The 12876-nt window shown below is 71.5% G+C and carries 10 protein-coding genes; 5 read left to right on the plus strand and 5 right to left on the minus strand.

Going from position 1 to position 12876, the window contains the following annotated elements:
- Window positions 1–4: 4 nt before the first annotated feature.
- Window positions 5–1273: an MFS transporter gene (locus D458_RS0130335; RefSeq protein ID WP_017590480.1), complete on the plus strand. Its 1269-nt coding sequence runs from the start codon at window positions 5–7 to the stop codon at window positions 1271–1273.
- Window positions 1274–1320: 47 nt separating this feature from the next.
- On the opposite strand, the gene D458_RS0130340 is transcribed toward D458_RS0130335, so the two are convergent.
- From D458_RS0130340 to D458_RS0130350, 3 genes are all read right to left on the minus strand, one after another.
- Entirely contained in the window at window positions 1321–2280 is a 960-nt protein-coding gene (locus tag D458_RS0130340) for a coiled-coil domain-containing protein (protein WP_017590481.1), read from the minus strand.
- 206 nt (window positions 2281–2486) lie between these two features.
- Window positions 2487–3044 (minus strand): peptide deformylase, encoded by a 558-nt coding sequence (def, locus tag D458_RS0130345; protein ID WP_017590482.1) that lies wholly within the window; start codon window positions 3042–3044, stop codon window positions 2487–2489.
- Between the two features lie 81 nt (window positions 3045–3125).
- Window positions 3126–3935, minus strand: a complete 810-nt coding sequence (locus D458_RS0130350) for a nucleotidyltransferase domain-containing protein (RefSeq protein WP_026119838.1) — start codon at window positions 3933–3935, stop codon at window positions 3126–3128.
- An 826-nt stretch (window positions 3936–4761) separates the two neighbouring features.
- On the opposite strand from D458_RS0130350, the gene D458_RS0130355 reads away from it, so the two are divergent.
- Together D458_RS0130355 and D458_RS0130360 are read left to right on the plus strand one after the other, a co-directional pair.
- Entirely contained in the window at window positions 4762–5439 is a 678-nt protein-coding gene (locus D458_RS0130355; RefSeq protein ID WP_017590484.1) for a sirohydrochlorin chelatase, read from the plus strand.
- Between the two features lie 329 nt (window positions 5440–5768).
- Entirely contained in the window at window positions 5769–6686 is a 918-nt protein-coding gene (locus tag D458_RS0130360) for an aminoglycoside phosphotransferase family protein (RefSeq protein ID WP_017590485.1), read from the plus strand.
- Window positions 6687–7228: 542 nt separating this feature from the next.
- On the opposite strand, the gene D458_RS0130365 is transcribed toward D458_RS0130360, so the two are convergent.
- Complete coding sequence (locus D458_RS0130365) at window positions 7229–7906, minus strand: response regulator (RefSeq protein WP_017590486.1); 678 nt, start codon at window positions 7904–7906, stop codon at window positions 7229–7231.
- Entirely contained in the window at window positions 7887–10421 is a 2535-nt protein-coding gene (locus tag D458_RS0130370; protein WP_017590487.1) for an ATP-binding protein, read from the minus strand. The genes D458_RS0130365 and D458_RS0130370 overlap by 20 nt, the downstream gene beginning before the upstream one ends.
- A gap of 150 nt (window positions 10422–10571) precedes the next feature.
- On the opposite strand from D458_RS0130370, the gene D458_RS37790 reads away from it, so the two are divergent.
- Window positions 10572–11585, plus strand: coding sequence for a hypothetical protein (locus tag D458_RS37790; RefSeq protein WP_239648109.1), 1014 nt, complete (start codon window positions 10572–10574; stop codon window positions 11583–11585).
- A gap of 231 nt (window positions 11586–11816) precedes the next feature.
- Entirely contained in the window at window positions 11817–12809 is a 993-nt protein-coding gene (locus D458_RS0130380; RefSeq protein WP_239648110.1) for a hypothetical protein, read from the plus strand.
- Window positions 12810–12876 lie beyond the last annotated feature (67 nt).

Below are 12876 nucleotides of genomic sequence, written 5' to 3' on the forward strand. Positions count from 1 at the left end.
ACGGATGATCCGATCTCGCTCCTCCTCGGCCGGGAACGGTGCCCCCGAGTTCACCGACGCCGACCTCCCCGGTCTCAAGGGGCGGGGCTTCGCCCTGCTCATCATGGCCACCGCTGTCGGCCTGTGCGGGTTCGCCGCCGTCCTGCCCCTGGTGCCGTTGTGGGCGAGCCGGGGCGGGGCAGGCGAGTTCGGCGCGGGCGGCACCACCGCCGCGTTCATGCTCACCACGGTCCTCACCCAGCTGGGCATGCCCTGGCTGCTGGACCACGCGGGCGGCTACCGGTGGACGTTCCCGGTCGGCTCCCTCGTCATGGGCCTGCCCATGCCGCTGTTCGCCCTCACCACCGACCTCGGGCCGCTGGTGGCGATCTCGGCGGTGCGCGGAGTGGGCTTCGGGATGGTGACCGTGGCCGGCACGGCGCTCGCCGCCCGCCTGGTCGTCAAGGAACAGGTCGGCCGGGCCACCGGCTACTACGGCCTGGCGGTCGGGCTGCCGCAGATCGTCATCCTGCCCGGCGGGGTGGCGCTGGCGCTCAACATCGGGTTCGACACCGCCTTCTGGCTCACCGGGATCTGCGGTGTGGTGGCGGCGGTGCTGGCCTCCGGGGTCTGGTTCGCCGACGGCGGCCGCAACCGGGCGGCGCTGCGCGGCGCGGGCTCGGAGAAGGGCAAGGAGAGGACCGAAGCGTCCAGAGACCTGCGCGGCCTGCCGCTCCTGGCCGCCCTGGCCGCGCCGCTGGTCATCATGCTGGTGGTGTCCTCGGCCGCCAGCGCCGTCGTCACCTTTCTCGCTATCCCGCTCGAACAGGCGGCCTGGCTGGTCAGCGCACTGCTGGCGGCCTACGCGCTCGCCCTCGTCACCGGCAGGTGGACCGCGGGGGTCATGTACGACCGGTACCGGCGCACCGTCCTGCTGCTGCCCGGCACGGCCGCCGCGGTCGTGGGCATGGGCCTCCTCACCGCCGGGCTGTGGGCCAACGGCGGCGGGTCCCCGGGCGCGGGCGTCGCCTCGCTGGTGCTCGGCGGCACGGCCCTGTTCGGGCTCGGGTTCGGCGCGGTGCAGAACGAGACCGTCACGGTGATGCTGGGCCGCGCCGGTCCGACCGGCTACGGCCGGGCCAGCGCGGTGTGGAACATCGGCTACGACGCGGGTACCGGGGCGGGAGCGATCGGACTCGGGCTGGTGATCCAGCTCATGGGCTACGGCCCCGCCTTCGCGGTGGTCGCCGTGGCCCTGGCCGCGGTCGTGCCGCTCGCCCTGCGCCGCGGCTAGCGGGCCCCGGGGCGGCGGTCAGGGCGAGGCCGACCGCCGTGCGCGGATCAGTACGAGCTGATGTGCACGTGGTCGTAGTGGTTCTGGGTCAGGTCGCCGCGGTCGTTCATCCACGTCCACTGGCGCGACGTCGACTGCCAGATCTGCTGCTCCCAGATGATGTACTTGATGCCCAGACGGTCGGCGTTGGCGATGCCGTAGTCGGAGATCTGCTGCCCCAGGGCCTTGTTCTCCGCTGAGGGCGCGGCGCCGTTGGCGCTCATCATGAAGTCGCAGGCGTTACCGCTGCCGTGGTCGTCGGCGCTCGGACGCCAGCAGCCCACCGGGAAGGGCGCGCCGAACTCCATGATGATCTCGTCGCGGATGGCCGCCATCCGGGGCTGGGTCTGCTCCCAGCCGCCGCCGCGCGCGCTGTCGGGGATCGTGCCGTTGCCGGGGGTCTCCGGGACCTGCTCGGCCTCGTACTCCTCGATGCGCTTCTCGACCTCCTCGCGCTGCTCCTCGAGCTCGTCGATCAGGTCGGAGGCCTCGGTCATCTCGCCCTGGAGCTCCTCGGTGAGCTCGGCCTGCTCGTCGCGGAGCTCGATGAGCTCGGAGATCTGCTCGGCCTGGTTCTGCCCCAGGTAGTCGACGGTCGCGGCGTCGACGAACATGTCCTCGGGGTCGCTGGAGAAGACGATCTGGAGGGCCGGGTCGAACCCGTCGCCCTTGTACCGGGCGGCCGCGATCGCCGACACCCCGCCACGGGAGGCCTCGAGGCGCTCATCGAGCTCCTCGAGTGCCTCTTCGGCGGCCTCCGCCCGGTCCTTGATCTCGGTGTACTGGAGCAGTTCGCCGTCGTAGGTCTCCTCCAGCTCCTCCGCACGCTCGGTCAGTTCGTCGATGTCGACGTCGTCCGGGTCCGCGTGGGCCGCACCGGGCAGGCCGATGAGGGCGACAACGGTGACCGCGGCGATGGACGCTGTGATCCGGCCGCGGCAGGGGGCGTTACGAGGAGTGGATGTCATGTCTGCTCCGTGGATGGTCCGAGATCATCCGCTTCGCCGGGGGGACGGGCTGTGCCGCCACGGGAGGGGAGTTACTCAGGAGACCATACGAGATCTTGGCGTTACGTGCACAGTGAGTTGACTCGCGTTGCTGTGGGGGTGTGAGCGGGGGTCTGTCCAGAAGATACCCGGACCGGGGGACCGGACCGGACGGCGGTCCGGTCGGTTCAGCCGTTTCCGCCGAAGGCGCTGGGCAGGCGCACGGAGGTCGTGGGGGCGGGCTGCTCGGAGGGCAGGAACCAGTCGGAGCGGCGGATGTCGCGCAGGGCCAGCTTGCGGGTCTCGGAGTCCAGCCGGTCGATGTAGAGCATGCCGTCCAGGTGGTCGGTCTCGTGCTGGAGGCACTGCGCCATCAGCCCGGTGCCCTCGACGGTCACCGGCTCGTTGCGCAGGTCCACACCCCTGACCACGGCCCGCTCGGCGCGCTTGGACCGGTACCAGAGCCGAGGGATGGAGAGGCAGCCCTCGTCGCAGTCCTGGAGCTCCTCGGAGAGTTCGACGAGTTCCGGGTTGATCACGTACCCGATCCGGTCCTCGATGGCGTAGCTGAACACACGCGAACCCACACCGATCTGGTTGGCGGCCAACCCGGCGCGCCCGGGGGCGTCCACCGTTTCGAGCAGGTCGCGGACCAGCTTCTCCGTGCGCTGGTCGAAGGTGGTCACGGGTGCGGTCTTGGTCACGAGGACGGGGTCGCCGAAACGGACGATGGGGCGCATGGTCATGCTCCCAAGGTTAGTAGCCCGCCTCGGTGGGTTGCCCGGCTCTGCGGGGCCGCTCGCAGCGGGGCGGCCCGGGGGACGGGGTCAGGTGGCCAGCCCGGGGCGCAGGGACTCGTCCAGCACCATCTCGATGTAGTCCAGGGCGGCCCGGCGGCGGGCCAGGGCGTTCTCGTACAGGGAGGGGGACTGGACGCCGCGGCGGACGCGCAGGCACTCGTTGACGATGCGCTGCCAGCGTTCGGGGAAGGCGTGCAGGGCGTAGGCGCCCGCTCCGGACTTGGAGGTGATCTCGCCGGTCTTGAGCGTGAAGTGCAGGCGGCTCACGCTCAGCACGCTCCACGACGGGGCCAGGGAGCCGAGGACGGCGAGGCCGCGCGGGGTGACCAGTCGGCCGGCCTTCTCCCGCCAGCGGCTCCACTGCTCGTCGAGCGAGCCCAGGGACCAGGTGCGCAGGCTCTCCGGTTCGTCCCACACGTCCAGTTCCAGGGGGTGCGGTCCGCGCACGGTGACGCCCCGGTCGGCCAGGACGTGCCAGGTGACCGGGTTGACGTCCACCGACGCGCTGTTGCGGAACCGGCCGTTGATGACGGAGGGCACGGGACCGCAGTCGCCGGGGTCCTGGTTGAGTTCGTCCCAGGTGACGTGCACACCGTTGAACTGGGGGTGGGGCACCTGGTTTCGGGTTCGGGAGTGGATACGGCGCAGGGCGTCGACGTCCTCCCCGGAACGGCGGCCGGTCACGACGACGAAGTCGACATCGCTGGTGTGCGGACGGAAGTCGCCGAGAGCGACCGAACCGGTCAGGTAGAGGCCCTGGACCAGGCCGGGGGCCTCCTGGTCGGCATTGGCGAGGAAAGCCTGGGTCAGCGTCTGCACCCGAGGGTGGACAGCCATGCTCAACTCCAGTCTGGAACGGTTCGGCGGGTATTCGGTGCTGGTGTGGGACGTGGGCGGAGGGCCGCGCCCGCGCGCGCTGGGGACGCCCTCCGAATCACGTACGCGGGAGGGGCCCCGGGGTGCTGATGGGACCCGGGTTCCCTTCCGTCGGTTTCCAAGTGTGGTCCGGGTCCTGGGGGATGGCAAGTGATCACGCCGGACCTGCACCCTGTCTCCCCACGTCAAGTGGTGTGCGGTAATGCCGGGGAGGGGGAGTGCGCACCCTTGACAGGCGGCTCCGGAATGTGGCAGTGGATGCCTCGGCGCGCCGACGAAGCGCTCGGGGACACGTCCGAAGCCGGTGCACCCGCGGGGGCGGACGCCCATTCCTCCGCACGTGCAACAGTCCCGTGCATCTGCTTCGTGCATTTGCATCTGCTGTCTTTGTGCGTGCATTTCTCTGGAGAACTTCCGTGAATTCAACGGGTTTGTCGAGAGGGATGCGTGGGAAAGTGGCATCCAGCACGTTCTACTCATTGGTAGCGACGTTGCCGGATGATGACTTCTGGCGTTCCAGCAGTTCAGTGAGGTGATCGAGGAATGGGTGGAGCTTTGCCCGCGTCCCGTGCGTGCTGTCGTGAGGCGTACGACACTCTCGCGGGAAGTGGACACGCCGTGGTTTTTCCTGGATTGTTATGATTCACCAAGACTCCCCCTGGTGATAACCAATACAGCCATTGTCCGCTGTTTTCCTCCGCGTAACACAAGGCCACTCCCCTGAAACTACGCCACTTTACGCTCGGTGGGCAACGGCAGCACTTTCAGCGATTCCAAGGAGCCGTGCATGGTCCCCACGATGGTTCTCGTAGCCGATGATTCGCGTGACGCCCACCGACGTGAGGCCCTCTGCGGGCTGGCCGAGGCGGTGGCCGAACGCGGTGAGGCACCCGTCACGGCGGCTTTCGGCAGCCCCGACGAGGTCAACGCCACGATCCACTCCGTCCGCGGTCCCAAGGTGGTGGTGCCCGCCTTCGTCGCCGGGGGCGACGTCGCCAGCGCGCACCTGCTCTCCCGGCTCGAGCTCGGCCGCCTGGAGAACTCCTGCCAGACCTCACCGCTGGGCGCGGTCCCGTCCATCGTCGCCGACCTCGCCGGCCGACTGTCCGAGTCGGGATGGAAGGCCGAGGACGGCGTGGTCCTGGCCGCCGACGGCACCACCGGCACCGAGGAGCGCCAGGTGGTCATGGACGTGGCGCGGATGCTCAGCCGGCGCCTCTCCTCCCCGGTCCAGGTCGGTTATCTGCGCACCTGGGCGCCCTCGGTCTTCGACGCGGTCGACCGGCTGCGCCGTGACGACCGCGACAGGGTCGCGGTGGCCGCCTGGAGGCTGGTCGACGGGCCCGACTTCGACCTGCTCCGCGGGCTCGACGTCACCGCCATCACAACTCCGCTGTGGCCCTCCGAACTGGTCGTGGACACCCTCCTCGCCCAGCACCGGGCGGCCAAGGGGCGCCTCAGCTGAGACGCCCGGTCCGACAGCGCACGGCGGTGCCCCGCCGAGAACAGCCGCGACGTCGTTACCCGAACCACGAGGATGGGTATGTGCCTCACGGGCGGGAACTTCCCGCACCCGCTGTGCGGTATTCGCCGCCGTGTCGACACCCAGGCGGTGCGGCGACGGTCCGGGCGCGGCCCCTTCGCAAGGTTCGTGCACGTCAGACCGGTGCGGAGCTCCCCCCGAGGCCGGTCCACGTCTCGAAGACGCTTGCCTTCCGCGGATTTCCCCGTTCGCCGACCCGAGACAGGTCCGGCTCCGGCAGGCATCGACGTGAGCGAACCTAAGGTGGATGTATGAACGACGTCACAGCGCAGTTCGTCGACAGCCGGCAGCGGCGCCGCCTGGAACGGCGCTTCGGGGCCCACGTCACCGATTGGCTGGCGGAGCTCCCCGCCGTCGTCGAGAAGCTGGCCGCCGAGTGGCGGCTGACCGTCGAGGGCCCCGCGCCGCACGGGCGCACGTCCGTGGTGCTCTACGTCCGCCGCGCCGACAGCGAAGGTGTCCTCAAGCTCTCCCCGGACAGCGGGTTGGCCGTCTCCGAGGCCGGCCTCCTGCGGATGTGGGAGTCCTCCCCGCACGTCCCCGACGTGTGGGGCGTGAACGCCGAACACGGTGCCGTCCTCATGGAGCGGGTCGAGGGCGACACGGTCGCGGAGACCGGGGTGGTCCCGCCGATGGAGACCATCGGCGGCCTCATCGCCCGGCTGCACGCGGTCGAGGTCAGTCCGGCGGAGCGGATGGAGCTGCGCCCGCTCTCCGCTCGGGTGCAGTTCGTGTTCGACGTGTGGGGGCGGGAGCGCGTCGAGGGCGCCGCCGCCGACCTCGTCCCGGCCGCCGTGATGCACCGGGGCGCGGCCAAGGCCCGGGACCTGGCCCACGGGGAGGACGATGTCGTTCCGCTGCACGGGGACCTGCACCCCGGCAACGTCATCGACGGCGGAGCGCGCGGACTGGTCGTCCTCGACCCGCGCGCCTGCCTGGGCGACGGTGCCGCGGACGCGGTCGACTGGGCCGTGTGGAAGGCGGCCGACATCGCCGAGGTGGAGCACCGCGTGGGTGTGCTCTCCGACGTCATGGCGGTGGACGGCGAGCGGATGATGGAGTGGGTGCGCGCCTTCGCGCCCTGCTTCGCGGTCGCCAAGGCCAACCGCGGGCAGGCCGACTCGGTCGAGTTCGACCTGATGATGGGCCTGTGCGGGGCGGCCGCCTAGATCATCTGGCCGATCCTGCCGCTGAGAGAGGGCGCTGTTCCCCCAGGGCGGTGCTCAACGCCTGGCCGTGTCGCGGCCGGTCACGCACCTGACGAGAAGCGGCGGCGAAGGCGGGAGCTTCCCCTGCTCGGCGCCCAGCGCTCCCCGTGTCGCGGCCGGTCACGCTTGCCGGCGGAACAACGGCAGCGAAGGCGGACGGGAACCGGCGCCCCGGACGGGTTCCGGCCCCTCTCCCAAGATGATCTTGCTCCCAGCGCCACTTTCGGCGCCGAAAGTGGCGCTGGGAGCAAGATCGTTTGCTTTCGGACGCTGCTCGGGGCAGTGGATGCCCCGGCGGTCGGGTTTCGGTCTGCACGGGAGTGCCAGCCTGGGCCCACCGCTCGCCTTCGCTGCCGCTGTTCCGCCACTTGCATCCATCAGCCGCGACACGGCCGGGCGTTGCGCGCAGGGCTGGGGAAAGGTACCGCGCCGGAGGCATTCGTCAGAGGGAGCCACCGTACGCGAGGCGTGCCCGCTGAGGCTGGTGGTCGACGGGTGGGCGGTCAGCCCTCTCGTTCGAAGCGGTAGCCGCGGCCGGCCTCGGTGATGAGGTAGCGGGGGTGGGCCGGGTCCGGTTCGAGTTTGCGGCGCAGCTGGGCCAGGTAGACCCGCAGGTAGTTGGTCTCGTTCTGGTAGTTGGGGCCCCACACGTCGTGCAGGATCTGGCGCTGGCTGACCAGCTGCCCGGCGTTGCGGGCCAGGAGTTCCAGGATGTGCCACTCCGTGGGGGTGAGCCGCACCTCCTCGCCGTTCCGGAGCACCCGCTTGGCGCCCAGGTCCACCTCGAAGGAGCCGGTGCGCACCACCGGGGCCTCCTCGAGCGGGACCGCCCGGCGCTCGGCGGCGCGCATCCGGGCCAGCAGCTCGTCCATCCCGAACGGTTTGGTGACGTAGTCGTCCGCGCCCGAGTCCAGGCAGCGCACCTTCTCCCCGGCGGAGTGCCGGGCGGACAGCACGATGATGGGCACCTGCGACCAGCCGCGCAGCCGTTGGATGACCTCGACACCCTCCATGTCCGGCAGCCCCAGGTCCAGCAGCACCACCTGGGGGAGGTGTTCCGTGGCCAGTCGGAGGGCGCTCGCGCCGTCCGCCGCGGTGTCCACGTCGTAACCGCGCGCCCTCAGGTTGATCCGCATGGCCCGGATGATCTGCACGTCGTCGTCAACGACCAGGACCCGCATGCCGCTCCTCTTCGTCCTCGCGGTCCACCGCACGCAGGGTGAACACCATGGTCAGTCCGCCGCCCGGGGTGTCCTCGGGGGCGAGGGTGCCGTGCATCGCCTCAACGAAACCACGTGCCACCGCCAGGCCCAGACCCACCCCTGTGCCCTGGGGTGCGTCGCCCAGGCGCTGGAAGGCCTCGAACATCCGCTGCTTGGCCTCGTCCGAGACGCCCGGCCCCCGGTCCACCACCCTCAACTGCACGCTGTCACCGTGCGCGCTGGCCGCCACCAGCACGGGGGTCCGGGGATCGGGGTTGTACCGCACCGCGTTGGTGACCACGTTGGCCACGGCCCGGTCCAGCAGCCCCGCGTCCACCCGTACGCGGGGCAGGCCGTCCGGGACGTCCACCACCACCGCGTCGGTCGGCACCCCCAGCAGCGTCGCCGGAAGCACCTCCTCCAGCCCCACCGAACGCAGTTGGGGGCGCACGCTGTCGGTCTGCACCCGGCTCATGTCCAGCAGGTTCCCGATGAGCCGGTCCAGCCGGTCCGCCGACTCCTCGACGGTCTCCAACAGCTCCGCGCGGTCCTCGTCGGAAAGCCGGATGTCGGTGGCCCGCAGGCTGGACACGCTCGCCTTGATGGAGGTCAGCGGGGTGCGCAGGTCGTGCGAGACCGCGGCCAGCAGCGCCGTGCGGATGCGGTTGCCCGCCACCTGGCCGCGTGCCTCGGCCGCGTCCCAGGCCAGCCGCTGGTGCTCCAGGGCGATTCCCGCGTGGGTGGCGAAGGCCTCCAGCACACCGCGGTCGGCGGCGGGCAGCACCCGGCCGCGCAACCCCAGTGCCACCGTGTCGGAGACCGACACCAGCGCGTCGGCCTCCTCCGGTGAGTCGCAGGCCGGGGCGCCCACACTGTGCACCGCGTGCCAGCGGCCGTCGTCCAACCGTTCCAGGAGGGTCGCCGACCGCTGCCCGAAGGTCTCCCGGATCCGCCGCAGCAGCGCCTGGAGCGGTTCGTTCCCGGACAGCACGCTCGCCGCCAGCAGCGCGACCGCGTCCGCCTCCGCCCGGCCGCGCACCGCCTGCGCCGACCGGCGGGCCGCCATCTCCACCATCACCGCCACCAACGCGCCCACCAGGACGAACACCGCCATCGCCAGGAAGTTGTCCAGGGAGACCGACGGCCGGCCGTGCAGCGGTGACAGCAGCACCGTGAGCAGGATCGCGCTCCAGAGCGCCGAGGCCACGGCCGGGGGCAGTCCCCCCACGGCCGCGGTGGCCACCGTGATGAGCAACAGCAGCAGGGGATCCGAGGCCGGGCCCACCTCGGCGAAGAGCGGCAGCGCCAGCACCAGGGTGAGGAACGGCGGGGCGGTGAGGGCCAGCGTCCACCCCCACACCCGGCGGTGCTCGTTCAGGCCGCGGCCCGGCGGGGGCAGCGGCCAGCGACCCCGGCCCACCTCCTCGTGCGTGACGATGTGCACGTCGATGTCACCGGACTCGCGCGCCACGATCGTGCCCACCCCGGGACCGAACACGTACTGCCAGGCACGTCTGCGGGAGGACCCGAGGACGATCTGGGTGGCGTGGGCGCCGCGCGCGAACTCCAGCAGGGCCGAGGGCACGTCGGCCCCCACGACCTGGTGGTAGGTGCCGCCCAGTTCGGCGAGCAGGTGCCGCTGCCGCAGCAGGTCCCCGGTGGGCCGCTCGCCGATACCGCTCGGCGGGACCACGTGCACCGCCAAGAGGTGGCTCGGCTGGGGACGGCCGCCGCGGGACCGGGCCGCGACCCGGGCGGCTCGGCGGATCAGCGTCTCGCCCTCGGGGCCGCCGGTCAGTGCGACGACCACTCGCTCCCGGGCCTCCCAGGTGTTGTGGATCTTGTGTTCACCGCGGTACCGGGTGAGCCCTTCCTCGACCCGGTCGGCGGTCCAGAGCAGTGCGAGCTCGCGCAGAGCCGCCAGGTTGCCCTCGCGGTAGTAGTCGGCCAGCGCCGCGTCCACCCGCTCCGCCGGGTGCAGGTCGCCCCGGGCCATCCGGCGGCGCAGTTCCTGGGGGGTGACGTCGACGAGTTCGATCTCCCCGGCGCCGCGCACCACCCGGTCGGGGACCGTGTACTCGGGCCGGGCGCCGGTGATCTGGTGGACGACGTCGTAGAGCGAGTCCAGGTGGTGGATGCCCACCGTGGACAGGACGTCGATCCCCGCTGCGAGCAGCTCCTCCACGTCCTGCCAGCGGGTGGCGTTGGGGGAGCCGGGTTCGTTGGGGCGGGCCAGGTCGTCCACGAGCACGAGTTCGGGCGCCCGGGTGATCACCGCGGCGGTGTCCACGGACCCGTTGGGCAGCGGCGGTACGGTCTCCAGCCCTTCGAGCAGGGCCGAGGTGTGGACCCGGCGGTGGGTGTGGACCGCTCCGACCACGACGTCGGTCCCGCGTTCGGCCCGGCGCCGCGCCTCGGCCAGCGCGTGGTGTGTGGTTCCGACACCGGGGGCCGAACCCAGGTGGATGCGGAGTGTTCCTTTCACGTCTCCCATTGTGGGTGCGGGGCACCGGGCCCGCTCTCGTTCCGGTGTGATCCCGGCAACGGGACGTGACCGAAAGAGGACCATGACTGATCCTTCACGGCTTGTGTCCGGTAGAACTGAAGAGCCCTTTTTCACCAGAGCAGACCACGAGGTATCCCCATGGGACAGCCCCCGCCCCCGCACGGCCCGCAGGGTCCCTTCCCAGGGCAGCCCGGCCGGCCCCCTCAAGGTCCGCCACCGGGTTACGGACAGGGTCCGCAGCCCCCGCAGGCCCCGCCCGGCTACGGCCCGCCGCAGGGGACGCCTCCGCAGGGTCCGCCGCAGGGGCACGGCCACTCCCAGGGCCCCTACCAGGGGCAGCCCGGCGGGCCCTCCCAAGGACCGCCCCCGGGTTACGGTCAGGGTCCGCAGCCTCCGCAGGCCCCGCCCGGCTACGGTCCGCCGCAGGGCGCGCCCGGGCAGTACCCGCCCGGCTACGCCCCGCAGGGAGCCGGTACCCCGAAGAGGACCGGCCTGGTCGTCGGAGCGGTGGTCGGCGCCCTGCTGCTGGTCGGTGGCGGCGCCGGTGCCCTGATCCTCGTCAACTCCGGAGGCGAGTACGTCGCCATGCCCGACGATTGCTCGCAGGCGGTCGACAGCTCCGTGCTGGCCCCCTTCTTCGAAGGCGCCGCGCCCACGCTGAGCGGTGGTTTCACCGAGAGCGACGTCAACGACCGCGGGGTCTACGGCCTGCTGGAGTGCGAGGGCGAGTCCGAGGGTGTCACCGTCGAGATCTACGCCGAGCTCCTGGACCTGGAGAACCCGCAGGCCCTGGAGGAGCTGGAGGGGATCATGGACGGGGACCAGCTCACCGAGGAGTACCTGGAATCCGGGGTCCCGGCCGGTGAGGTGAGTGAGGAGGACTACGGCTACGGCATGACCGCGTCGATCCTGTGGGACAACACCTCCGTCGGTGACGAGAGCGTGGTGCTGGCCATGACCACCAACGGGGACGAGGAGCTCGCCGGTGTCTCGAACAGCTTCGCCCTCGGAGCCTTCCTCACGGACAACATCGCCGGCGGCTTCATGGTGAACGACAGCGAGGGCGGCCGCGACGTGCAGGACCTGTTCGACGCCGTCGACTCCGCCAGCGGTGACCTGGCCCGCGAGCTCACGAACGCGGCCGAGAAGTAGTCGGCGGGGCGCGACCCCGCGTCGGGTCGTGCGGGGCCGGGCGGCCGGTTCCGGGGCCCGGTCCCGGGAACTCCGGGTCCGGTGGTGGCCGGGACCGGCCGTGGGAGGCCCGTGGCCGGTCCGGCACGTTCGGTGTCCGGTAGAAGTGAGGAGTTCGTTTCCTCCCCTTCGAAGACACCGGTCGTCGAGTGACACGGATCTTCCAGTGACATGGATCCACGAGGCACCTTCATGGGACAGCCCCCGACCCCGCACGGCCCGCAGGGCCCCTTCCCCGGCCGACCCGGCCAGCAGCCCTTCCCCGGCCAGCCGGGGACGCAGCCCTTTCCCGGCCAGCCGGGGCAGTACGCACCGCAGGCCCCGCCCCCGGGCTACGGTCAGCAGCCCCCGCAGCCCCCGCAGCCCCCGCAGCCCCCTCAGGGACCGCCCGGACAGTTCCCTCCGCAAGGGCCGCCCCCGCAGGGTCCCTCCGGGCAGTACCCGCCCGGGTTCGGACCCCAGGGCCCCGGCCCCGGCGCTCCGAAGAAGAGGATCGGCCTGATCGTCGGCGGTGCGATCGGTGCCGCGGTGCTGCTGATCATCGGCGGCACCCTGGTGTCCGTCAACACCGGCCGCGACTACCTCTCCCTGCCCGGCGACTGCCCGGAGGTGGTCGGACAGGACGTCCTCGACGACGTCTTCGACGGCTCGCCGCCGAGGATGGAGGGCACGTACGAAAGGGGCACCTCCGACCTCGACGACTTCCCGGCGTCCCTCCACGGGGTCATGGCCTGCCTGGCCGTGACCGACGACGTGGATCTGACCGTCGTCACCGTGCTGGTCGACCGTGAGAGGTCGGGCTGGGACCCGGACCACGGCTTCGGGGACACACTGGAGTACTTCGGGGACACCCTGGGCGGGCTCGACGACCTGGTCGAGGGGAACGTCCCGCGCGGCGAGGCCGTCGACCACGACTTCGGTTTCGGGGGCGACCGGGCACGGGGCTACTGGGACGACCCCTCCCTCGGTGACCGGAGCGTGGCCCTCGGGATGGACGACGGCAGGGGCGACAGCTACATGTCGGAGTTCGGTGTGGCGTTCGTCCAGAAGAACAACGCCGTCATCGCTGTGGGCGTCGACTACTCCGGGTCAGCGTCGCCGCCGGACGTCGAGGAGCTCTACGAGACCGCGGCGGCGGCTGCGGGCGCGGTCGTCAAGCAGATCCCGCGCGTGGCCGAGCGGTAGCCGGAGGACCGGGGACGGAAGGAGCGGAGCCGGGAACGGGCCGACGGCGACACGCGCGGTTCCGTCC

The organism is Nocardiopsis ganjiahuensis DSM 45031 (genome assembly GCF_000341085.1).
In the GTDB taxonomy this organism is placed as follows: Bacteria; Actinomycetota; Actinomycetes; order Streptosporangiales; family Streptosporangiaceae; genus Nocardiopsis; species Nocardiopsis ganjiahuensis.